This is a genomic window from Psychrobacter vallis, from assembly GCF_904846715.1.
GTDB lineage: Bacteria > Pseudomonadota > Gammaproteobacteria > Pseudomonadales > Moraxellaceae > Psychrobacter > Psychrobacter vallis.
Genome location: NZ_CAJHBU010000001.1, coordinates 86,281 through 110,367, shown reverse-complemented (window position 1 = coordinate 110,367; position 24,087 = coordinate 86,281). Strand labels below are relative to the sequence as shown.

22 protein-coding genes are annotated in these 24,087 nt (G+C 42.8%); 9 read left to right on the top strand and 13 right to left on the bottom strand.

The window, feature by feature from the left end; genetic code table 11:
• Nucleotides 1-186 precede the first annotated feature (186 nt).
• Both lptB and radA read left to right on the top strand, forming a co-directional pair.
• Nucleotides 187-897 carry an LPS export ABC transporter ATP-binding protein gene (gene lptB / locus JMY02_RS00470; RefSeq protein ID WP_406947703.1) on the top strand — a complete coding sequence of 237 codons (711 nt, stop codon included), beginning with the start codon at nt 187-189 and terminating at the stop codon, nt 895-897.
• A gap of 332 nt (nt 898-1,229) precedes the next feature.
• Entirely contained in the window at nt 1,230-2,666 is a 1,437-nt protein-coding gene (gene radA, locus JMY02_RS00465) for a DNA repair protein RadA (protein WP_201594095.1), read from the top strand.
• A 154-nt stretch (nt 2,667-2,820) separates the two neighbouring features.
• Here the strand turns inward: radA and JMY02_RS00460 are convergent, their stop codons facing one another.
• The gene (locus JMY02_RS00460) at nt 2,821-3,435 is read right to left on the bottom strand and encodes a septal ring lytic transglycosylase RlpA family protein (protein WP_131656047.1); all 615 of its coding nucleotides are present in this window, start codon (nt 3,433-3,435) and stop codon (nt 2,821-2,823) included.
• A 734-nt stretch (nt 3,436-4,169) separates the two neighbouring features.
• Nucleotides 4,170-5,312: a rod shape-determining protein RodA gene (rodA, locus tag JMY02_RS00455; RefSeq protein ID WP_201594093.1), complete on the bottom strand. Its 1,143-nt coding sequence runs from the start codon at nt 5,310-5,312 to the stop codon at nt 4,170-4,172.
• A gap of 273 nt (nt 5,313-5,585) precedes the next feature.
• Here rodA and JMY02_RS00450 point away from each other — a divergent pair, with 273 nt between their 5' ends.
• Nucleotides 5,586-6,563, top strand: coding sequence for a D-Ala-D-Ala carboxypeptidase family metallohydrolase (locus tag JMY02_RS00450; RefSeq protein ID WP_201594091.1), 978 nt, complete (start codon nt 5,586-5,588; stop codon nt 6,561-6,563).
• A gap of 217 nt (nt 6,564-6,780) precedes the next feature.
• Nucleotides 6,781-7,341 carry a hypothetical protein gene (locus JMY02_RS00445; RefSeq protein WP_201594089.1) on the top strand — a complete coding sequence of 187 codons (561 nt, stop codon included), beginning with the start codon at nt 6,781-6,783 and terminating at the stop codon, nt 7,339-7,341.
• Nucleotides 7,342-7,487: 146 nt separating this feature from the next.
• Here JMY02_RS00445 and JMY02_RS00440 read toward each other — a convergent pair whose 3' ends face one another.
• The 3 genes from JMY02_RS00440 to JMY02_RS00430 form a co-directional block, all read right to left on the bottom strand.
• Nucleotides 7,488-9,056 carry a M16 family metallopeptidase gene (locus JMY02_RS00440; protein ID WP_201594087.1) on the bottom strand — a complete coding sequence of 523 codons (1,569 nt, stop codon included), beginning with the start codon at nt 9,054-9,056 and terminating at the stop codon, nt 7,488-7,490.
• Nucleotides 9,057-9,302: 246 nt separating this feature from the next.
• Nucleotides 9,303-10,787 carry a M16 family metallopeptidase gene (locus JMY02_RS00435; protein WP_201594085.1) on the bottom strand — a complete coding sequence of 495 codons (1,485 nt, stop codon included), beginning with the start codon at nt 10,785-10,787 and terminating at the stop codon, nt 9,303-9,305.
• A gap of 207 nt (nt 10,788-10,994) precedes the next feature.
• Nucleotides 10,995-11,153 (bottom strand): hypothetical protein, encoded by a 159-nt coding sequence (locus JMY02_RS00430; protein ID WP_201594083.1) that lies wholly within the window; start codon nt 11,151-11,153, stop codon nt 10,995-10,997.
• Nucleotides 11,154-11,859: 706 nt separating this feature from the next.
• Between JMY02_RS00430 and ftsY the strand changes: the two genes are divergently transcribed.
• Together ftsY and JMY02_RS00420 are read left to right on the top strand one after the other, a co-directional pair.
• Nucleotides 11,860-12,912, top strand: a complete 1,053-nt coding sequence (ftsY, locus tag JMY02_RS00425; protein ID WP_406947702.1) for a signal recognition particle-docking protein FtsY — start codon at nt 11,860-11,862, stop codon at nt 12,910-12,912.
• Between the two features lie 72 nt (nt 12,913-12,984).
• Nucleotides 12,985-13,557, top strand: coding sequence for a methylated-DNA--[protein]-cysteine S-methyltransferase (locus JMY02_RS00420; protein ID WP_201594081.1), 573 nt, complete (start codon nt 12,985-12,987; stop codon nt 13,555-13,557).
• 256 nt (nt 13,558-13,813) lie between these two features.
• Here the strand turns inward: JMY02_RS00420 and JMY02_RS00415 are convergent, their stop codons facing one another.
• The gene (locus JMY02_RS00415) at nt 13,814-14,563 is read right to left on the bottom strand and encodes a YebC/PmpR family DNA-binding transcriptional regulator (RefSeq protein ID WP_201594079.1); all 750 of its coding nucleotides are present in this window, start codon (nt 14,561-14,563) and stop codon (nt 13,814-13,816) included.
• Between the two features lie 317 nt (nt 14,564-14,880).
• Between JMY02_RS00415 and JMY02_RS00410 the strand changes: the two genes are divergently transcribed.
• Entirely contained in the window at nt 14,881-15,711 is an 831-nt protein-coding gene (locus tag JMY02_RS00410; RefSeq protein ID WP_201594077.1) for an ion transporter, read from the top strand.
• Nucleotides 15,712-15,760: 49 nt separating this feature from the next.
• On the opposite strand, the gene JMY02_RS00405 is transcribed toward JMY02_RS00410, so the two are convergent.
• Nucleotides 15,761-17,062 (bottom strand): ABC1 kinase family protein, encoded by a 1,302-nt coding sequence (locus JMY02_RS00405; RefSeq protein ID WP_201594075.1) that lies wholly within the window; start codon nt 17,060-17,062, stop codon nt 15,761-15,763.
• Between the two features lie 180 nt (nt 17,063-17,242).
• Nucleotides 17,243-17,779, bottom strand: a complete 537-nt coding sequence (aroQ, locus tag JMY02_RS00400) for a type II 3-dehydroquinate dehydratase (protein ID WP_201594072.1) — start codon at nt 17,777-17,779, stop codon at nt 17,243-17,245.
• Between the two features lie 440 nt (nt 17,780-18,219).
• Here aroQ and JMY02_RS00395 point away from each other — a divergent pair, with 440 nt between their 5' ends.
• Complete coding sequence (locus JMY02_RS00395; protein ID WP_011513806.1) at nt 18,220-18,435, top strand: cold-shock protein; 216 nt, start codon at nt 18,220-18,222, stop codon at nt 18,433-18,435.
• 261 nt (nt 18,436-18,696) lie between these two features.
• Nucleotides 18,697-19,851 carry a DEAD/DEAH box helicase gene (locus JMY02_RS00390; protein WP_201594070.1) on the top strand — a complete coding sequence of 385 codons (1,155 nt, stop codon included), beginning with the start codon at nt 18,697-18,699 and terminating at the stop codon, nt 19,849-19,851.
• A gap of 215 nt (nt 19,852-20,066) precedes the next feature.
• On the opposite strand, the gene JMY02_RS00385 is transcribed toward JMY02_RS00390, so the two are convergent.
• The 5 genes from JMY02_RS00385 to JMY02_RS00365 form a co-directional block, all read right to left on the bottom strand.
• Complete coding sequence (locus tag JMY02_RS00385) at nt 20,067-20,921, bottom strand: sulfite exporter TauE/SafE family protein (protein ID WP_201594067.1); 855 nt, start codon at nt 20,919-20,921, stop codon at nt 20,067-20,069.
• A 21-nt stretch (nt 20,922-20,942) separates the two neighbouring features.
• Complete coding sequence (gene ccoS, locus JMY02_RS13600; protein WP_227678345.1) at nt 20,943-21,239, bottom strand: cbb3-type cytochrome oxidase assembly protein CcoS; 297 nt, start codon at nt 21,237-21,239, stop codon at nt 20,943-20,945.
• A 128-nt stretch (nt 21,240-21,367) separates the two neighbouring features.
• A complete protein-coding gene (locus JMY02_RS00375) occupies nt 21,368-22,078 on the bottom strand; it encodes a YdcF family protein (protein WP_227678344.1) in 711 nt (236 codons plus the stop codon).
• 79 nt (nt 22,079-22,157) lie between these two features.
• Complete coding sequence (murB, locus tag JMY02_RS00370) at nt 22,158-23,264, bottom strand: UDP-N-acetylmuramate dehydrogenase (RefSeq protein ID WP_227678362.1); 1,107 nt, start codon at nt 23,262-23,264, stop codon at nt 22,158-22,160.
• A 128-nt stretch (nt 23,265-23,392) separates the two neighbouring features.
• On the bottom strand, nt 23,393-23,890 hold the full coding sequence (locus JMY02_RS00365) for a low molecular weight protein-tyrosine-phosphatase (protein ID WP_201594061.1): 498 nt from the start codon (nt 23,888-23,890) through the stop codon (nt 23,393-23,395).
• Nucleotides 23,891-24,087 lie beyond the last annotated feature (197 nt).

The window sequence follows — 24,087 nt, the reverse complement described above, 5'->3', positions numbered from 1 at the left end:
ATACCGTTCATTTATCAGTATACGAATGTCTCTAAACCCCTTTATATGAAGACATTGATATGAAGGGGCTCGTATAAATATATCAGTGCTTGAATTTTGCAACAGTATGAGTCAGTTATGAGTGATAGTAAAAATATAGACCCCTTAGTAACCACCAATGAGACCTCGCCTATCGCACGCTTATCTATGCAAAATTTAGGTAAGCGTTATGGCAAGCGCTGGGTGGTCAAAGACGTCTCTTTTTCTGTGGAACAAGGACAAGTCGTTGGCTTGTTAGGGCCAAATGGTGCCGGTAAAACGACCAGCTTTTATATGGTGGTAGGGCTGGTCAATATGGATAAAGGACGTGTGACCCTAGGAAAAATGGATTTATCTAAATATGCGATGCATGAGCGTGCTCGTGCTGGTATTGGTTATTTGCCGCAAGAAGCCTCTATTTTTCGTAAATTGTCTATCGAAGACAATATTTTGGCTATTTTGCAAACTCGTAAAGAACTGAGTGCAAGTGAGCAGCAACAAGAGCTTGAAAAATTGATTGGCGAATTTCATTTAGAGCACGTACGCAAATCACTGGGTATGAGTGTCTCAGGTGGCGAGCGTCGCCGTTGTGAGATTGCCCGTGCGTTGGCCGCCGACCCCAAGTTCATACTATTGGATGAGCCTTTTGCAGGCGTTGACCCGATCTCTGTTGGCGATATTAAAGATGTTATCTTAACACTAAAAAATCGTGGCATCGGTGTGTTGATTACCGACCATAACGTCCGTGATACTTTGGCCATTTGCGAAAAAGCATATATCGTTTCAGAAGGCGCTATTATTGCTGAAGGCACTGCCTCTGAAGTCTTAGAAAATGAATTAGTGAAGTCTGTCTACTTGGGTAAAGACTTTCAAGTTTAATATTTAAGTACAGCCAGTACGTCAAAATATGTCTCGGGCTTATATCTACGTTGGCTACTGGTACAAGGCTTTTAATCAAATCCTCACGCTGGCAATTATGAGCTTTCTTTGATTTTGGTTTTTCTGATATGTACCAGTTTCAGATCACGATGTCATGTATCCATTTTACCCAGTATCGATCATAGCCTTACTCTTATCCCTTCTATAAAAAAAGGTCTGTCACCTTAAAGAGTGATCTGTCTTAAAAATGACGCCCAAATTAACGCTTATAAAGGCGTCACTATATTCTATAAAATCCCCTTGATTGAACACCTGAATAAGGCTCGTAAGTTATGGCAAAAAATAAGAGCAGTTATGTCTGTCAACACTGCGGCGCGCATTTTGGTAAGTGGGCAGGGCAGTGTACCGATTGCGGAGAGTGGAACAGCCTAGTTGAAGCACCAAATGTCAGTATGCCGCATCACAATAAAAGCACTGCCAAACCTAATGCCAGTCGACCCGCTACTCGTGGTGCTAATGCGCCAGCTGGTAATTATTCAGGCACTCATAGTGCTGTGATGCCGCTCAACGCAGTCAGCGTAACGCTAGACACGCGCTTGCCGACAGGTATCAGTGAATTTGATCGCGTCCTTGGTGGTGGATTGGTAGCGGGTTCGGTGGTGTTGATAGGGGGCGATCCTGGTATTGGTAAGTCGACTATTTTACTGCAGACAGCGACCAATATGGCGCGGGCAGATTCCTTGGCAGGTAGTGCGCTGTATGTGACGGGTGAAGAGTCACTCGCACAAGTTGCCATGCGTGCTAGGCGCTTAGATTTGCCTGCTGATAGGCTTCGAGTATTGGCCGAAACTAATGTAGAGACCATTTGTGCTGCGTTGACTCAAGAGCAGCCTGCCATTGCTATTATTGATTCTATTCAGACCATTTATACAGACGCGATTAATTCAGCACCAGGTGGCGTCAGTCAAATTCGAGAGTCGGCCGCGATTTTGACTCGCTATGCCAAGCAGACGGGCACCGCTCTTTTTTTAGTGGGTCATGTAACCAAAGAAGGCACGCTGGCAGGACCTCGCGTGCTTGAGCACATGGTTGATACCGTGTTGTACTTTGAAGGTCAGTCTGATTCTCGTTTTCGGATGATTCGCGCGGTCAAAAACCGTTTTGGAGCGGTTAACGAATTAGGTATTTTTGGGATGACAGATATGGGACTCAAAGAAGTTGCCAATCCATCTGCTATATTCTTAAGCCGTTATGACAAGCCTGTTGCTGGCTCTGTTGTTATGGTCAGCCGTGAAGGTACGAGGCCATTACTGGTCGAGGTGCAAGCGTTGGTTGATGATTCACAAGGACAACCAAGACGCATGGCATTAGGGTTAGATTTTCAGCGTTTATCGATGCTGTTGGCAGTGATGCATCGGCATGGGGGAATTCACACCAGTGGGCAGGATGTATATGTCAATGTGGTTGGTGGTGTCAAGGTCATAGAGACAGGGTCTGATTTGGCGGTGTTGCTCGCTTGTGCCTCAAGTATCAAAGAAAAAGCATTACCATCATCATTGGCGGTGTTCGGTGAAGTCGGGTTATCTGGCGAGATTCGCCCCGTACCCAATGGTCAGGAGCGTTTGAAAGAAGCAATGAAGCATGGATTTAAACATGCCATTATCCCAAAAGCCAATGCGCCCGCCAAAGACTCCCCGCAGTTTAAAGGTATCAATGTGATTGCTGTAGAACGTCTTGATGATGCGATTGAAAGCGCTTTTGAGTTATAAAATACGGTAATTGCTTACGACTCTCGTTTTTTATAGAGATAAAATCTCGATGCTTTTGTCAAATGAATAAGCTTGAGCCATAAAAAAGCGCCTAACTACTGAGTTGAGTTAGGCGCTTTTTATTTAATTTGGTAGCACGATAGCTGATTTAAAACTAAGGACCAGATACGCGTTCAATGGCAACGTTACCGACGCCTTTACTGGTAATACCTAGGCGTTTGGCAGCACCATAAGATAAATCTAACACACGGTTACCATGGAATGGGCCGCGATCATTAACTTTTACCACAACGCTCTTACCATTGGTCTTGTTAGTGACTTTGACATAACAGTTCAAGGGCAGTGAGCGATGTGCAGCAGTTAAGCCATTCATGTCAAATGTTTCGCCACTGGCTGTTTTGCGGCCATGAAACTGACGACCATACCAAGAAGCCAAACCAGTCTGCTTAAATTTGCTGACTGAGTTAGAGGCGACAGCTGTCAGGCGTTCTAATACATCTTCATCATTGCTAACTTGTGCGGTATCACTGGCTAACAGCGAGCTGCTAAGTGCTAATGAAGTCGGTTGTCGTGCTGATTTAACTAAGCTTGATGCACCATCATGTTGACGGCTAAGCTCACCAAGGACACGATCAATATGGGAGGCGTTATCTTGTGAAATCATCGCAAGAGAGGTTTTTGCTTCTGCAGCGTTCGCAGTAGTAGCGACTGCAGAGCCAGCAAATAATACTGCTGACATAGTAAGTAAACCAGATAAACGCTTATTCATAGATACCTCTATAACTTATACATTAAAACCTAACTCTAATAATGTTAGATTGAGTGTGACCGTATTAGACCAATCTAACCGTGTCTCGTACTCTAAAGCCCAATTATCAATCCGTTATCTATATAATGATTGATATCAAAATAAGGCTTTTGTAGATTTTAATATATGGTAATTTTTCATTACATTGTCATAAGTAAACAACGGTAATATAACCGGCGGTACTTATGAAACGCTCAAATGATATTGGTAGCGTGCACGATTTAAAATTAAATATGCGTGCCCCTGCATATTGTGTTCACAGACTTTCTAACATTGCTAAATCAATAAAGGTTTTAAAGACTGTTAAGTATTTATTTGTTATAAACCGTTAATTAAGTAGTGTATTTGAAAGTCTGAAATCTACAAGATGCTAACTATACGGCTAAGCTATAACCAAAATATAATTAAATGCAAAGTTTTTTAGCAGCTATGTACGGGTTATGTATCAAACTACAGTAAAACGAGGTTAACGCAATTATTTGTAAATAACAAGGACTAAAATATTTCCGTCCCAATTGAAGATGGCTTAATTTTAGCAAAGACGCTTCATATCTTAGTCTGAAATAATGAATGCTCCACGTTTTTTGTTTATTACATCTGAGTTATTTATATGAAACGGTGACTTAAGTAATTTACATTTAAAACATTGTTTGTTTAATTTAAGGGGTTGATTTAAGAGGTTTTTAGATTTTGAATTAGTTGGGTTTATGAGTATGAATGGACATCAGCAGCCCAAATCCAGCCATCAAAGTGACGATGGCAGTACCACCATAGCTGATAAAAGGCAAAGGCACACCAACCACAGGTAAAAGGCCACCAACCATACCGACATTGACGAATATATACACAAAGAAAGACATGGCGATGGCGCCTGCTAACAATCTGCTATAAACATCAGGGTGGGTAAAAGCAATATATAGTGCGCGCAGCAATAAACAGGAATAAATAAACATCAATAGCATCACGCCTAACAGACCGAATTCTTCTGAAAAAGCAGCAATAATAAAGTCTGTATGGCCTTCTGGTAGGAAGTGCAGATGCGATTGTGTGCCTTCCAGATAGCCCTTTCCGGTGAGACCGCCTGCGCCAATGGCTGTCTTTGACTGGATAATATTCCAGCCAGCACCTTGTATGTCCGCTTCAGGATTGAGCAGTGTTAAGACACGCGTACGTTGATAGTCGTGTAATAAAAAATTCCAAGCAATGGCGATAAGAGGCACGGCCAAAATTGCAGCAGCCGAAATCAATCGCCAAGAGAGGCCGGCTAAAAAAAGCACGAAAAGGCCACTGGCTGCGACCAAGATTGATGTACCAAGATCGGGTTCTTTGGCAATCAGCAAGACAGGGACAATGATTAATGCCAAGGTTATCGCGATGCTGGAAGCGGTGGGTGGTAGATCGCGTTTGGATAAGAACCAAGCACACATCATTGGCATGCCAAGTTTCATAAACTCTGAAGGCTGAACGCTGCCAAATCCTGGTAAGTTAATCCAGCGCTGAGCACCCATACGTACTTCACCGATGATATCGACCAAGACGAGTAGAATTAATCCCATTACATAAAATACCGGAGTAAAAGTGCGATAAATGCTGGGCGGTATCTGTGCCATGGTGAACATAACAGTAAACGCCACACCATAACTGACCATTTGGCGTAATACCATACCGACGTCTTGGCTGGCCGCACTATACAAAATGGTTAAACCAATGCAGCAGACTGTTAATAAAAGAAGGGTCAACCACGGGTCTATATGAACACGTTGCCATAGCGTCGGTGCATGACCTTGACCTAAGTGATGGCTCTGACGTGAGAAACGGTATTGCGGATTAGAGGACATAGGCAAAGGGTGTCTGACAATTGGCGTAAAAGAACATTGTGGTCTAAAAACATGATTTTAGAAACCGTAATTTTAGAAACCATGATACGGTAGCGATACTAATGAAGTGTCGCAGACAAAATAACATATAAGTAATAAAGTCACGTAATTATAAAAATTATAAGGATAAGTGTTAATTACGAATATTCTGCCTGCGATTAGAGGCGATAGTTTAGCCTGCTTGTCAAAAATTTGATAGTATCGATAAAACGTTTTTAGTGGTAGTTTCTTGCAATGATAAATACAAAAACCCCTAGCTATAGGCATATACACAAGCCTATTATTGCATTACTCCTGTGCGCCAGTAGTATCCCCATTCATGCCGCTATCATAACTGATAATAGTGAACGGCGTATTCAAATACGTCATGGTAGTAGCGCTGATAGTAGTAGCAATGCTTACATCAGTCCTTCTGCTACAAGTGGCTCGAATCACAGTTCAGGCGTTACGATGCTGAGCGGCGCAAATAATAAAAATGGCGATAGTATGCAGGGATTGATTGCCCAAAAACAGCGCGATTTTGCATTTGATGCCAGTCTGTCTATCGAAGAAAACAAAAAGGTCAACGTCAATCGACGAACGCCTGTTTATAATACGACTTACAGCAATAATAGATACAATACAGCGAGCAACACTTATAATAGCGCTGCCAGCGATGTTAGTAATATAGATTTTAATGCTTGGTTAAACCGTAATAGCTACCGTGCTCAGCAAGTGGCAGAGTATCAGCGTTATCTGATATCAAGAATTGGCGCACAAAATGTCCCACCATTGTCTCAACTACTGACCACTGCTCGTAGCTGGGATAAATGTGGCTATGAGCCTTATCAGCTACCACCGCAAGAGTTATGGGCAAACATAGTACCGACCTTACGTTTGTATAGTGAGCTTAAGCATCAAGGCGTTTTGCCTACCAGTAGTGAGATACGCTCAGTGTATCGCAGCCCTGGCTTAAATAATTGTGCGGGCGGTGCTGATAGCAGTAAGCACATGAATGGTAGCGCCATAGACATTTGGGTGCCGGAGTACGAAGACAATGTATGGCGGCTTAACACCATGCAAGACGGTCTGTGTCAATTCTGGCAATATCAGGGACAGGCTCATAATTTTGGTTTGGGACTATATTCTACAGGTGCCATTCATCTAGATACGGATGGTTATCGCAAATGGGGCTTTAATCATGCCAGTAGCAGCTCTTCCTGCCGTTATTAAACCATAGTCCTTATAATATAGTTAGAATATACTCAGGTAAATATAAAAGAGACACAGCCAGACCGATACAAATTTTCCTCAAGCGTAGCAGTTTGACGCATAAGTCATCAAAAAGTTTCTGGCAATGCCAAATTATGTTTTAATGATAAGTCTGTGATTCGGCTTTATATCATTTGATTTATAAAGTAAAAAATAGCGTTTATGATAAGTAGGATGTATGAAAAAGCGGTATTCAGAAAATGCTGATAAATTAAAAAAAGGGTTGCTGCGATCAAACAACACTTATGTGGCTTTATTCGCTTCCGTCTTTGTGGTTCTTTTATTTATCAGTGCGGTCAGTTCAGAGCCATCTTCTGAAAAAATTTTGCTGATGGAAGAGAAGTCTACGGCCCAATTTGATAAAAGATTGCAAAATGCTAAAGACATTGAAGAAAATATCATAAACTCTTATGCTAGGCTGGCAGGCAAGCGTTCTGACATTTGTCCAAAATTGATCCAAGAAGAAATAGGCCGTCAAGTTATTGAACGTAGCGCAGAAGTCATGGTAGATAATTATTGTGATTATTTTTTATATCCGCGAGAGGGTCAACAGATTTCGGTTAGCGTGAATGACAGTCAAATTGAAGCCTTGCTAATAGTACCGATGTTACATGACTTCGCTAATGGCAATTACCAAGTAGAATCTTACGACAAGCATGTGATTCGATTGGCCTATAAAGGCGTAACTTACAAACCCAAAAACCTCGTTTATGACGTCGCAGTAACTGTCGCTAGCTAAACGGCGACTCGTTTATTTATTGGCTCTGTTGTTAATGGTACTTATAGTGAATAAGGGGCAATGCTACTGAGCATTGCCCCTTATTTTTATGGAACTTATCATTCGTATAGTAACTGTAGTCACTTTTTACAGAGATTTCATCACCACTATTTTTTAGTTTTTTCGTCCTTCCAAGGATCGTCCTGACCAACAGTGACGATCAAAAAATCCTCAGGGTTTAGTGTATTGCGTAGGGTTTGATTGACGCCTGCTAGTGTTACTTGATCAATACGATCGATATAATCTGTCAAGTAGTTGTCTGGCAGTTGATAAAAATTCATCATGCCCAATAAGCCATTAATTCCTGTATTGCTCGCAAAACCCATAGGAAAGCTATTTTTGAGATTGTCTGTTGTCAGACGCATCTCGGTGCTGGTAATGCCTTTGTCTAAAGTGTCATTGATAATACCCAAACTGGCATCGATGGCAGCGCGCGCCTTGTCATTACGTGTTGCAAAACCAATCTGATAGGGGCCACGCGCTAGCATCGGATTCATAGAACCTGATATGCCGTAGGTATAACCAAGGTTTTGCCTGACCTCAGTCATCAATCGAGCATTAAAATTACCACCAGCCATGACCTCATTACCCACAGCAAAATTGGTTTGCTGCTGCTGATCCTTTGGGTTGGTAGCGCGTTTACTACCCAATTGACCCATTAAGATGGTTGTCTGCGTACTTGGAAACGGGATATGAATGTGCTGGGCCTGATTCAATGGTTTTGGCTCAGGTAAATTCACTGCGGGCTGACCAGTGGGTAGTTCATTGGTGATATTCTCAGCAAGTTTTTTTGCTTGGTTTAAGGTCAGATTGCCGGTCATCGCGATTGAAGCATTGGCTGCGACCAAGTAACGATTTTTAAAATCTATCAGCTGCTGTTTGTCGATACTTGGTACACTTTCAAGAGTACCAGCCGATGGGTGGGCATAAGGGTGCTCGCCATACAGAGCTTGATTAAAAGCAATGCTTGCTAGACTATTGGGATCTTGTTTTTGCTGCTGCAAACCGACCAATAATCGCGCTTTATTGCGTGCTAAAATATCGTCATCAAAAGCAGGTTCGCTGAGCATTTGCGTCATTAAGTCGATGGCAGGCAGTAGATGCTTATCGTCAGATAAGCTACGTAGTGAGACAATAAACATGTCCTTATAGGCACTGCTATTTAGATTAATACCTAAAGTTTCAACCGCCCGAGTAAACGCATTTTCATCTAAGTCTTTAGCGCCTTGTGTGAGCATGGTGGCGGTCATATTGGCAATACCGAACCCTTCTGTGCGTATGCTGCTATCACGAGCGCTACCAGCGTTAAAGCGCAAGTCGATATCGACAATGGGCAGTGTGGTCGTCTGTACAAAGCGTACTGGTACGCCAGATTGAGTTTTGAACGTTTGAATCGTTGGTACGGTGACTTTTAAGGGTGTGGTATCGTCAAGACTGGTCAGTTTCGATAATGCAGCAATGGGTGTACTCGTATCAACGGCCGCGGCAGACCCACGGTACTCCTCAGTATTTGTTGTGTCCGCCTGAGCGTTCATTGCCAACGTTGTCATACCTAACAAGATGCCAATATGGAGATAGGATGGCTTTTTAAAGGTTGGACTTGCTGTTGGCATTGCAATGAGCGTATTGTTTAAAGCGTTTTTTCTTGTTTGCAATAAATCACTGTGTTGAGTCATGGTTTTCTTCTTAGTAATGATGTCTTTATGATTGGCGCTTTTGATGAGTAAGTAATATCAAACCCAAAAATACGAATGGTATGTCAGACCTGTTTAACCTACTATATAGAAACGAGTCAGCGGGACTGGTATAATTTTTTGCAGCATCGAGCTGCGAAGGCACAGCAAGCCAGAAAAATTTATACCAGTTCAGCGTTGGGGTATAAAGTATCTGTTTTATTTAGAATCGACTATAACATCGCCTCATTATTTCTTTTTATCAGCTTGATTTTTGTGCGGTACGATATGCATTACTGTCAAATTGTCTTTTACCAGATACTGTTTGCTAGCAGCTTGTATATCAGCGATCGTCACGCCATCGAGTTTGGCTGGCAGCTCGGCAAGTAGCCTGTCATCAAGACCAATAGACTGTAGTGAGCCAATCATGCGCGCTTGACCTTCCATGCTGTCTTGCGCATAGACGAGACCCGTTACGGTATTGGTTTTGGCACGACTGATTTCATCTAGCGCAATCGGATCGGTTTTAAGCTTTTCTATCTCAGTGATGATCGCTTGCTGTGCCTGCTCTAAACTCACGCCTTCACGCGGCGTCGCCTGAATCAAAAACAGACCATCGCCACGATCTAACAAGTCATAAGAAGTACCTACTGTGGTCAGTAGACCTTGCTCACGTATCAATCGACTCTCTAAGCGTGCAGACAATCCGCCATCTAATACATCTTGAGCCAGCGAGAGTGCATAGGCCTGTTTTTCACCCGCTGTACCTGCTGTCACAAGGCTAGGTACGTTATAGCCCATTAATAACACAGGGACTTGCACCGCTTGTTCAGAGTCCACTTTCTGATAACCACGGAAACCTTTTTGACTGACCGCAGGACGTTTGGGCAAGTCACTTGGCGACAGTTCACCAAAGTAACGTTTGACTTGCGCCAATACCTCTGTTGGCTCGACATCACCCACGATGACCAAAGTGGCATTGTTGGGTGCATACCAAGTCTCGTACCAGTCTTTTAAGTCTGGAAGGGTAATAGATTCAAGCTCATTCATGGGGCCGATAACCGATTCGCCTTTAGGACTATCGGGCAGGGCAAGCAAGCGAAAGGATTCGTAAGCTTTGGCAAGGGGATTGTCGTCGGTACGTTGACGACGCTCTTCCATAACGACTTGATGCTCTTTAGCAAACTCTTTATCATCGAAGGTTAGGTTTTTCATGCGATCTGCTTCAAGCTCTAATGCTAACGGTAGGCGATTGGCTGGGAACAGCTCGTAATAACCGGTGTAGTCGTAGCTGGTAAAAGCATTGTTGACCCCGCCAAATTTGGCAATCAAGCGCTCATAGTCAGCGCTTGAAACGTCAGTAGTCCCCTTAAACATCATATGTTCAAGCAAATGAGAAATACCTCCTTTATCAGTGGGCTCATCGGTAGAGCCAACTCGATACCAAATCTGTGTCATAACCACTGGGGCGCGGTGGTCTTCTTTTACCACTATTTTTAGACCATTTTCTAACTGATATTCGTGTCGACCTGACATATCCATTGTTAATGCGGATGATGACTGAGTTTCTTTGGTCGTTTGATCTTGGTCTATTTTACTGTGGCTTAAGGCATTTTGAGTAGCTGCAGGCTTGGAATCTATCGTAGTGGTTTGGCAGGCGACAAGAGTAGTTGCCATGGCAAGCGCACAAGCAATACGCAGTGAGATAATCGGTAGTGGTAATGACGATGACATAGTAGGTTCTACTTATATAAAATGACAACTTATTACCAGACCCAAAAAATACGATTAGCGGCGTCAAACTCGTTTAGCCTACAATACGTAGTGCTGGTACTTGTTTTCCTTGCTACTCTGATTTTTGAGAGTGGTATTATAAATGGATGAGTGACTGTATCTGTTTGAACAATAGCAATATCAGATTTATAAAGGTTTAATTGGGCTTTATAAAGATGTCTGCGCCCCAACCATCACACTGGCAGTGGGCTTAAACTCTGGCGTGGTGCTGCACCCAGTCACGGATAGAACCGTTAGTAGTAGAGCCGCACTCATAGCGACTGTTTTTTTATCGTGTTTTTTACAATCATTGGCGAGCGTTGACATAGGGTGTTCCTAAAAAGGTAGTTATCAGATAATCCAAAATACGGTTATCGAACAAATAATAGATTGGCAAGTAGAACTTGGTAGAGTAGGCGAAGTTTGATATGTAGAAGGTCAGATTTTTGTGTCCAAATCTTAAGCGAAACTTTCTCAAATCATTATATCGACTTTCAAACTTATAAATTTTGACGCTACTCTGCTTTGCTAAGGGCTAAGCAAGACTCGAATTATGCTAAACTAGGCTAAAAATCGTCAGTCATTCCGATGCTCAAATATGATGATATATAGATTTATTCAAAATAAACAAATAACTGATCGTGATAACTTTTAGGGCAAGCTTATGAATAACCCAAATAACAGCAATCGTGTGGTCATCAATCTGGATGGCGATCTTGATGACTTGGATGATGATGATATTACCTTACCCAGTCTGACAGCGCAATCTGTGCCCATCATCGATGAGACTGAAAATGTTGGCGCAATCCATGACACAAACCTGCCTACTGATAAAAAAATGGCAGAGCCGCAAAAGAGCAACACAGTTAATCAAGATGCCTTAATTACGGATGCCTCAGACAATATCGCTTTGGGTATGCCCATTCAAGTAATAGAAAAGCAAAGTGTCTCTGAAAATTCATCTGAAAGCGCTTCGAGCGGTAAAAGTGCCGATACAAGTACTCATTCCAATACAGTCACTGCCGTTCCTCCTATGCCGTTGCAAGAGCAATTAGGGGATAGGCCAAGCGTCAGTCCAACCAGCAGTAGTACACAAAATTTAAATCATCATGAGTCAGTCATGCAATCACAAGAGTCTCAAGAGACTCAGAAAAAAGGCAGCTGGTTCAACCGTATGAAAACGGGGCTGAGTAAGTCACGTAAAAATCTGGCTGAAGGTATGGTTAGTATCCTTATCGGTGGCAAAGAGATTGATGATGAGCTGCTGGAGGAAGTTGAAGATCAGTTGCTGGTCGCTGATATTGGTGTCACTGCCACCAACCGTATTATCAAGAGTCTAACTGAACAGACAGCACGTGGTGATTTGATTTATGCCCATTCACTATATAAAGCACTACAAAGTGAGCTGGTTGATATTTTAACGCCAAAAGTTGCACCACTCGTGATTGATACCAGCAAAAAACCCTTTGTCATCCTAGTGGTGGGCGTCAATGGGGTTGGTAAAACGACGACCATCGGTAAGCTTGCGAAGCGCTTACAAGGTGAGGGTAGATCAGTCATGTTGGCAGCAGGTGATACTTTTCGCGCGGCTGCCACGGAGCAGCTACAGATTTGGGGTGAGCGCAATAATATTCCAGTCGTGGCACAAGGTCATGGTTCTGATAGTGCTTCTGTGATTTTCGATGCCATGCAATCTGCCAAAGCAAAAAACATCGATGTGCTGATAGCAGATACCGCTGGGCGTTTGCAAAACAAAACGCATTTAATGGCAGAGCTAGAAAAAGTAGTGCGTGTCATGCGTAAAGCCGATCCAAGCGCACCGCACGAAGGGATGATCGTCCTCGATGCTGGCACGGGTCAAAATGCCATTAATCAAGTAGAGTTGTTCAACAAAGTCGTACCATTGACAGGTATTACCATCACTAAGTTAGATGGTACTGCTAAAGGCGGCGTGGTCTTCAATATTGCCGAAACAACGGACGTACCTATTCGTTATATTGGTGTGGGCGAATCGATTGATGACTTGCGTGCCTTTAGTCCGAAGCAGTTTGTCGCCGCATTGTTTGAGACGGATGATAAAGAGTAGCGATATCGCTCGATAGTTGGTTTTAGTCGATGAGTAAGTCTTAAAAATCTAACGATTTAAAAGGAAAAAGTCATGATAGTCACCACCGCAGCTTTTGGATCGAACCAGTTAACGTTAATTGCGAGCATCAATCAACATAGCAGTCCTAAGCTGGTTGAGGTCAACTGGCTGCTGGCAGGTAACTCTTGGCATAGCTCAAAATCTATTTCCAAACTTAAAAAACACTATCATCTTGTTGATAAGAGCTTTACGTTCATAAGTAAAGAAAATTTAAGCAAAAATGAACCGGCTCAGGCTCTATTAATAGAGGCTATAGAACAGTTGGACGAGTATTTTAAAGGTGATCGTCAAGCGTTTGACTTAGCCTTAGATCTGTCTTTGGGTACGCCGTTTCAGCAACAAGTATGGCAGGCATTGCAAGACATCAAGCATGGTCAAACCATCAGTTATGCAACGCTGGCACGAAATGTGGATAATCCTAAAGGCTTTCGCGCGGTTGCAAATGCTAATGGTAAGAATCCTTTTAGCATTATCGTCCCTTGTCATCGAGTTATTGCTAGTGATGGTAAGCTTGGTGGCTATACAGGTGGTCTGGATAAGAAAGAATATTTATTAGCGCTTGAAGGGGCACAGTACAGAACTTAGTGTAAAGAACCTGTAGGATATACTAGATTAAATGTACAGCGTTATAGTTAATTCACTTTAAAAAGGTTACAGTTCTACTGGTGTGAATTTTATGAAGCCTCTGTCGGCGTAGGCACAGCAAGCGAAGAAAATTTATACCAGTAGAATAGAATGAACGTATGTACCACTGTTATTCTGAATTGACTATAATAGACGCATAAAAAAGACCAAACGTTAAAAACGCTTGGTCTTTTTTGTCGCGAATAAACGATGAAAATCATTGCTCAAGCTGAGCCATCACCTCATCTGTAAAGTTTACATTGCTATAAACTTCTTGCACATCATCTATGTCTTCTAGCATATCGATCATTTTCATGATTTGTTGTGCATCGTCGACATCATTGATTTCAGCAATGGTTGATGGTGACATCGTTACTTCGGCATTGTCAGAAACAAGGCCAGCAGCGTTGAGGGCGTCTTTGACATGACCGAAATTTTCCCATTCAGTGATGACAAGTAATGTTTCCTCATCGTTTTCGATATCAAGCGCGCCTGCATCTAATGCAACAAGCATAACGTCATCTTCTAGGCTAACATCATTGAAGGTGATTTCACCGCGCTTATTGAATAAGTAAGCAACCGAGCCTGAGGTGCCAAGATTACCCTCATTCTTAGTAAAAGCGTGGCGTACTTCGCTGACGGTGCGATTGACATTGTCGGTCATGGTTTCGACCAGTACGGCGACGCCGCCGATACCATAGCCTTCGTAGCTAATCTCATCCATATTTTCAGTATCACCGCCACCCGTTCCACGATCGACCGCACGATTAATCGTGTCTCGAGTCATATTGACTGACAATGCTTTTTCGATGACGGCTCGAAGACGTGGGTTCTTGTCAGGATCTGGGTCGCCTTGCTTGGCAGCAGAAACAATTTCACGAATAATTTTGGTAAATATTTTACCTTTTACCGCATCCTGACGGGCTTTGCGGTGTTTGATATTTGCCCATTTTGAATGGCCTGCCATATAATATCCTTAATTTTTGCGTACTATTTGTTATGCTTAAAAAATCGTTAACAACAACCTTCAGTGCGCGATCATGTATTTTTATAATATAATTACTCTGTCTGCTCAAGGTAATAGAGCTATCTATACGTTAACGATTTTTATGTTGTTGAGAGTGCTTTTTTGCTACACTGTGGCAGATTATAGATTGTGTTCGCTGTAGTAAGTGAGCAATATTATAAACCAGTTTTGTGTGTTTTAACCAATTTGGCCTCATTCATCGCATTTTAAGTCATTGAATGCTATCAAGCCATTCATTTTATGAAGTTACGGATTCTATGAAGCAAACAAGCGCTGAAGCCATCACACACTTGCGTAACCGCATTCATATCATTATCGAAGGTACAGATACCCGCTCGGGTAAGCTTTTTGATATTGTATTGCTGATCGCGATTTTGACCAGCGTAGGCGTGGTCATGCTAGATAGTGTATTGTATGTGCGTTTGCAATATGGAACGATATTTTTTTATGCAGAATGGTTTTTTACCATTTTATTTACTATCGAGTATGTTTTAAGGCTGTTTTCGGCACCCAATCGTATTCGCTATATTTTTAGTTTTTTTGGCGTTGTAGATTTACTATCCATATTGCCCAGTTACTTGAGTCTCATATTTGGCGGTGTTCAATATCTCATTGTGATACGTGTTCTACGGATTTTGCGTGTGTTTCGAGTCCTTAAACTCAAAGGTTACATGCAACAAGCGGGTTTTTTGGCGTCTGCCCTTAAAACCAGTCAGCAAAAGATAACGGTGTTTTTCTTATCGCTGGTTCTCTTAGTGACTATTTACGGCTCAATCGTCTATGTGGTAGAGGGGCCAGAAAATGGTTTTACCAGTATTCCGATCTCTATATATTGGGCGGTTGTGACCTTGACCACCGTAGGGTATGGCGATATTTCGCCAAAAACGCCATTGGGTCAGGCCATTGCAACGATGGTTATGATTACAGGTTATGCCGTTATTGCTGTGCCAACGGGTATTTTTACCTCAGAGTTAACACGTAATATGCGTCCACAGCTCAATCCAGTCACTTGCCCAAACTGTGGTAAGTTCGGGCATGCGTTAGGGGCGGAGTTTTGTGATCGCTGCGGGCACGCTTTACACATCTAGCAGCTATTAATGGCTATTCGTCGGCACAAGCATCTATTTTTTATACTTCTTATACTTCAATGTACTCGTCAACGAGTGGGGACAAGTCAATCTTAACGCCCAGATTGACCAAATTCCAATACTGTCCTGATATGGTGCGATCTAGCATCATGGTCGTGGCAGAAGGTTGAAATTGACCAAAATATTTTAAAGAGACACGCATTTGTGCAATGGCTTCGTGATGTACCTGACTGCTGCCAAAATCAAAAGCACCGTCTTGATAAGGCTCAATGGATAACGGTTTTAGCCCGATTGATATCCATTTTTCATAAAACTCTCCAGGAATATTTTTATCATCATCACGGCGAATATCTAGGGCGATCAAATCTTGCTCAAGTGCGGTCACATCGCCTTTGAGAGCATGTTTTGCAAAGCGCCGAAACAGTTGAACTTCGCTGTCACTATAACTGCGAATGCCACCAAAATCATAAGCGACTACGCTGCCATCCTTGCGAAAGGCAAAGTTACCTGGATGGGGGTCACAGTGCATACGGTACAGGCCAAATAGTTGTCCTGCGGTAAAGTGAAACAGACGCTCTGCTATTTTTTGTTTGATCTCATTGTCCCACGTCGCAGCGACGGTCAGCGTCTCTCCCATCTCTTCAGTCAATGTTAAAATTCGTTTGGAAGAGTGGCTGCTAATCACTTTAGGGATGATAAGCCCTTCGTCTTCTGCATGAAACGTACCGAACACTCGTAAGTTATGCGCTTCTTTAGTGTAGTCCAATTCATCATGCAGGCTTTGACGAATCTCATTGAACAATTGCTCTTGTAGCTGTTTGTTCATATTGAGCACGCCAGCGATTTTCAAAGCCATTCGTACTTGTTTAAGGTCGCTATCACAGTTTTCATCAACATCGGGATACTGTACTTTTACTACCACTTTTTGGCCAGATAGCAAGACGGCTTTATGCACTTGACCAATAGAAGCGGCGGCAAACGGTGTTTCTTCAAATTCTTTGAACAACTCTGTCACAGGCGCTTTTAGCTCACGTTCGATTTGCGCCCGTATCTGCGCGTATGGCATGGGCGGTGCATCTTTTTGTAGCTTTTCTAACGCGCTTGCCACTTCAGGCGGAAACACATCTTTATACTGAGAAGCAATTTGCCCCACTTTCATCACTGCGCCTTTCATTTCCCCCAGCGTTTCGGCTATCTGAATACCCACGTCTTGCATCAGCTCGGAGCGCGCTTTCAACCTTTTTTCTTCGTCACTTGAGAGATGTTTAAATGAGTTTTTGGCAGCTTTACCGGCAATACTTGCTGTCATGCCAGCTAGTTTCATAAAGCGCTTTCCAGACGATTTTGCCATTCATATCACCTTATAGTGGGTTGTTTGCTCAGCCGTAATTCTAGTATCTTAATCAAATGATTGCTGTTTAACTAGTGTGCTGATGATAAAGCATATTTTATATGATTTAGTTTTTTTTATTTTTTAACCGATAGCGAACAGTCGTTTCAAAATTACAGCGTCAAGATTTACCATCTATTGTCAGTCACTCGTTTTGATAGCGTAAATATTCTCAAGCCAATAGCCCAATGCCATGTCATACCCCATATGTCCCAAGCCACAAATGACACCGACGGCGATATCGCTCAAATAAGAATGATGGCGAAAAGACTCACGTGCATGAACATTGGATAAGTGTACTTCTATAAAGGGTTTTTGGGTGGCCAATAGCGCGTCACGTAAAGCAACCGAGGTATGGGTGAATGCGGCAGGATTGATGATAATAGCATCTACTTGTGCGGCTGACTCTGCCAATAGTCCATAATGTTGAATATCATCTACCAGCTTACCTTCATGATTTGATTGTATACAGATCAATTCAATACCGTTTATTGCTGCACGTGCAATGAGGCGTTTTTCAATGTCTATAAGGGTTGTATGCCCATAGATTTCAGGCTCACGTTTGCCCAGTAGATTTAAATTGACGCCATTAATCAGCAACACCTTGCGCGTGAGTGCCTTAGCAGTTATTTGAGTAGATGTTTTTACGGCTGATGCGGACTGAGAAGGAGTCGTCATAATGATCTCTATAGGTATTAAACAATAGGGGTGATATATACTTGATGGCAAGGCAGGGTTGTACCTCTTTTCTTTAAGATCAACTATATGATAACAGCTTGATGATAAGGTTATAAAAAAATTACATGAAAAATGAGCCTAAGCGTAAAAAACCATGTTAAAACTCTTTATGTTGCTAAAAACCCATGCTATGATATTTTTTAAGCAATAATTATTGCAAGTTTGTTACTATTGCAATAAAAGACCGATATACAAAAACCTAACTGGGTTTTTAAAGGTGACTGTTTTCTTATAACAGTAATCTGTTATAAAGGTCATGTATGAGTAATCTTCGTTAGGATAGCACTCTTAAGTTTTTGATTTCATAATCTTAGATCCCGTTTGTATGCAATGTTGCAAAGGAATTTGGGGCTAAGCGGACTTTTTTAGGAAGTAATATTATGTCAGCTCGTGAGCAAGGTATCGTGAAGTGGTTTAATGACTCAAAAGGCTTTGGTTTCATTCAACGTGACAGCGGAGAAGATATTTTTGTCCATTTTCGCGCAATTCAAGGTGATGGTTATCGTTCTTTGAAGGATGGCGAAAAAGTCGAATTCAGCGTTGTGGAAGGCGATAAAGGTCTTCAAGCTGAAGAAGTCAGAAAAGTAGAAGAGTAATCTATCCAGTCTTAGAGCGGTTTAGCTATAACGTCTGTATACGTTACTGATATACTACCGAGTCAAGCTCGTCTTATCTTACCTGTGTTGCGTAAAAACCAGCAGGTGAGTGGGTGTCGGGTTTGGCTTTTTTATGCTTGTATATTTATCAGCTATATAGATTTCATATTATTGTCTTTATTGATTAGCCAATACCAAGGTGTATCGAATACTCTGTCATAATCGATAAAGAATAAGCGATTTATTTAAAAGGATATTTTTTTGAGTAATTTTAAGACATTCACTGATTTGCCACTTTCGGCACCGACCTTACGTGCTGTCAATGATCTAGGGTTTACAGAATTAACCCCCATTCAAGCACAAATATTGCCACACACATTGGCAAATCAAGACGCTATCGGTCAAGCGCAAACAGGGACTGGCAAAACAGCAACGTTTTTATTGACGATTATGGAAGCCTTACTTAAACGTCCTTTTGGTGATGATGAAGAGCGCTACTTAGGTGAGCCACGTGCGGTGGTGATGGCACCCACTCGTGAGCTTGCCCAGCAAATATTTGAGGATTGTATTGCCCTGACCAAATACACGTCGCTACATAGCGTTTGTATTATGGGGGGCACCAATTACGAAACTCAGCAGCACGAGCTTGAGCGCCAATATGTTGATATTTTGGTAGCGACCCCGGGTCGGCTGATTGATCTTGCCAATAAAGGCATGGTTTATCTAGATCGAGTGGAAGTGCTGGTATTGGATGAAGCTGACCGCATGCTTGACATGGGTTTTATCCCAGATATCAAGCGTTTAGTAGGCAGAATGCCATCAAATACAGACCGCCAAAGCTTACTATTTTCGGCCACTTTTAACCAAGATGTAATGAATCTTGCTTACCGCTGGTTGCATGAGCCGCAGTTTGTCGAAATTGAGCCTGAGCATAAAACCAGTGAGCTGGTCGATCAGCATTTTTACTTATTGACAGAAGATCAGAAGCTAGAAGCCCTACAGCGTATTATTAGCGATACTGCAGTGGATAAAGTAATCGTATTTGCCAATCGTAAAGACCAAGTCAAACGTCTTTATCATAAGCTGCGTCAAGCCCATAAAATTGTAATGTTATCAGGTGACGTTATTCAACAAAAACGTGAAAAGTACTTACAGCGTTTTAAGGATGGTCATGCGTCTATCTTGGTGGCGACAGATGTAGCAGGTCGCGGCATTCATGTCGATGATATCAGTCATGTGGTTAATTATACTTTGCCTGAACAGCCAGATGATTATGTGCACCGCATTGGTCGTACGGGTCGCGCTGGACAGACAGGCATTAGCATCAGTTTCGTTAGTGAAGATGATGCCTTTAACTTACCCGCATTAGAGAAGCATCTAGAGACCAAGTTCACGCTTGAGCAGTGGCAAGAGTAGTGATTTCTACGACGTTAGTGCGGCTATATAGTTAGAATACTTTAAAGTCGCACCAGCAGTACGTGTTGTATCGATATTAATTTTTACCGACATTATTTTTTACCGACTATAGTGTATAGCTGAAGAAATGATAAAAGCCCTTAACATCAGAAATGATATTAAGGGCTTTTTTGCGAAGAGAAGATCTAGGATTTACACTGAGAGTCTATAAACAGTTATTGAGAATGAGACATAGAGGTCGTGTCATCACCCATATCGTGCATACTATGATCCATCGTATTGTCCATAGCTGGTGTCATGTCGTGATTCATGTGGTTCATATCATGAGCGGTATCTTCGTCTGCCATCATAGCAGAATGGCTGCTATGATCCATTTGTCCACTGCCATGTCCACTGTGCATGCCAGACATCATCATAGGTACGGCGACAACCGCTAAACCAGACAGTACCATAATAGCGCCATTAAGCTGTCTTAAGCGAAAACGCCCAATCTTATCACGCAACCAGCCAACGGCTTCGTGCGTGGCAACCAGCATCGGCACCGTGCCTAAGCCAAAGACAAACATGAGCGCCGCACCATTTAAAGGATTATGAGCGACCACTGCGATCAGTAAAGCGCCATAGACCAATCCACAAGGTAAAAATCCCCAAAGTAGTCCAGCAGTGAGTGCACGTGGGAACGTATTTAATGGAAATACTTTTTGACGAAGTGGGCTCAGATATTGCCAAAAACGCATACCAAAGCGCTCAAGCTTATTTAAAAATGGAGCGCCAAGCATGGTCACACCGACAAATACTAACACCAAGCCCAATAAGATACGTGGCGTACTGTTGCCTTGCATTAATGGCGCTAGCAAAGTCGTGCCAATAAGTCCGGCGACCAAGCCCAATAACGCATAGCTGGTCAAGCGCCCCAGATGATAGGTAGCAACGAGCGCACGGCGTTTGGCTGGACTGACGTCTTTCATCGATAGGCCAAATGCCGTTACAAGGCCGCCGCACATGCCCAAACAATGCGGTGAACCAAAAAAACCCATCAGTAATGCCGCAACGAGTAAGGCTGTGGTCATAGGGGTGTCTCCTAATGAAGGCTAGATTTTTGAGTTTTTATCTACATGAGAATCATTGATGGATTCTCTGTCAGCTGTACGGGCTTGGCTAACTGTTTCAATGTCAGTAGCCACTATGTGGTCAGCCTGCGGAGTGGGCGGGGAGTGCTCATGAGCTTGTATGTTTTGTCGACGCTCTTGACGATCATCCAATATAATACGCTGTGACGCATTGTCCAAATCTTCAAATTGGTTTGACTTTACGGCATATCTTACGGCCCAAATAGCCACCACAAAAAGCATGAGACTTAATGGGATTAATAAAAATATACTGAGCATGGTCACTCTCTTAAATATCAGTTTCTTCTATCATTATACACTCATTGCCACTGCAATAACGGCTTGCAGCGATAAAAGCCCAGTAACAAGCACTGGTAGAATATACCTATACAAGATGACATTCAATCCTACTCATCTGGAGTCTTCGCTGCATTGCCCCTAGGCGTTAACAACTGTTGTGAGGTGATGTCTTTGGCATAACGACAATCTACTTGCGGGCGTATTACATCACGTAAATAGGCGGCAATTTCATAAACGGCACGCCGTGAATGACTTAAGTTTTGCGCAGGTTTCATCCAGTCACGGCTGACGGGTAAAGGAGCTGCAAGCGGCGTGCTATTGATACCATTTAACGCAAATTGTCTACGTGCACGCGCCATGTGGTAGCTATCGGTAATGAGATAAACGTGACGCAGTGGAATACGTTTGGCAGTGAAACGCGCATTTTCGCAGGTATTCATACTGGCGTTTTCGCTTATTAATCCGTCGATACCATGCTCTATAAGCCATTGACTTAACCATGGCGCTTCAGCACCGCTTAGTACGATGGGCAGTGGTAGATCGTGATAAGCACTAGCAGCAGTACGGGCGCGATTGAGACTATAATCATTGAGAATGGTTTGATTGTTATGATCATTGGTGAGTCCGCCACCCAATACCACGTAAGCGGTAGGCGGTGAACGCATTGCTGTGGCGGGCACGTGCGGTAAAGGCAAGAGGCTAAATAAATAAACAATAACTTGAGAAAATAGCGGCGTAAATAAGCTAATAAGCACTAAAATAATAGCCGTTGAGCCAAGTAAAAAAGTAATATTAATGATATGAAAGACCCTCATCATGCGCTCAGCTGACCGTAAATAGTACTGCCATAGTCGCCTAGATAATGGTCGTTTAGACCCTGACTGTGATTTTGACGGTTTACGCCACATGCTCATCATGTCCAATAGAGCCATCGGCATTTACCCAAACTGGCTCACGCGATAACTGAACGCCAAATTTTTCACAGACAGTATCAGCAATATGTCGTTGGGCACTTGCCACATCATCTTGGGTGGCTTGATAAGGTGTGTGATTGGTCAGTACTAGTGCTTGCTGCTGATGCGTGACAATCGGGGCTATACCGCCACCTTTCAAACCCGCTTGCTCAATCAGCCAACCTGCGGCAACCTTCACCATCGCATCAGGCATGGGGTAACCAACGATAGCAGGATACGTTATTTGTAGACTCGTAAACTGTTTTTGAGAAATGATAGGGTTTTGGAAAAAACTGCCACAATTAGGAAGTTGCTTGGGGTCGGGCAGTTTTTGCTGACGAATACTGATAATCGCCTGCATGACATCGGCAGGAGTGACTTGCTGGCGTCCTTTCTCTTTAGCATAGCGTTGAGCTACTGTTTGTACATCACCATAACTGGCGAGAATTTTGTTTGGATCGGTATGTAATCTAAAGCCCACGCAGCTAATTAACCATATATTAGGCGCGCGTTTAAATATACTATCGCGATAGCCAAACTGACAGTCTGCCGTGGTTAAGTGATGCCACGTCTTGGTTGGTAGATGGTAGGCACGTACATACTCTAAACAGTCCTCTAATTGGACACCATAAGCGCCGATATTCTGAACAGGTGCTGCACCAGTAAGACCGGGTATCAGTGCAAGGTTCTCCAGTCCGTACCAACCTTGACTGACAGTATACACCACCAAGTCATGCCAATTTTCGCCTGCCATTACTTCAATATCGACATAATCATCAGTTTGCGTAATTAAATTGATACCGCGCATCTGCGGCTGCAAAACAATCGCTTTTAACTGGGCTGGCAATAATACGTTGCTACCGCCAGACAACACAAATAACGGCAAATCAGACTCTGTACCTTCTGCATGACTTGCCATAAAAGTATCAAGCTGAGCCTCATCAGTTAAAGTGATGACAGCGTCAGCGACACAAGCCAATGCCATGGTATTGTTATGTGCTAAATCGATCAATCGCTTGGGTAATAAACGCTCGGGTAAATGAGTTGTCATGTTAGATTGAGCACTAGAATCAAGGCGTAAAGGGGAGGTCATAACATAGCCTATATGGCAAATAAATCATGCAGTATTTATTATAAAGGATGCAAAATATAAAAGTAGCAAAAAGATAGATTATATCATTAGCACGCTTTCCAGCTTTCAATCCAAGCTTGTGCGCTCGACTCAATACGCTCAATCACTTCTTCAAAATCGTCGCTATCACCTTTATAGGGATCTGGCACATCGTCCCCGCCATAGGTTGGATCTTCTTCACTAAACAAAGCCAGTTTTGCCAAATGGTCTTCTGTGTCTGCCAAGCTGTCTTTGATGGCTTGTAAGTCAGCTAGATTCTGCGAATCCATTGCCAAAATGAGATCAAAATTACGAAAGTCATCGGCATTTACTTGTCGTGCGACCAGCTTATTGATTTGATAACCGTGCGATTTTGCATGACGCTGCGAGCGATCATCAGGTGCGCGCCCAACGTGCCAGTCACTTGTCCCTGCTGAATCTACTTTAATGGATAATCCAGCAATCGCTGCTTGTTGACGGAATACTTCCTCAGCAGTGGGCGATCGGCAAATATTGCCTAAACAAACCAATAATACAGACGATGGCGTACAGGTTTTCATCAGCATAACATGACCTTTTATAACAAAAAAACATGCCATAAAAAACCAGCGTGGTGTGGCTTCTATCCGCATGCAATCGATTGAATAAATCAGATGGCAGAGTAACGGTTAACGCCTTGAATGGCAAGGGCATAGGCTGAACAATATGGTCATTTGATGGCTAATACCAAAAAATAAGATTGGCTGTGGCAAACTCGCTCAGT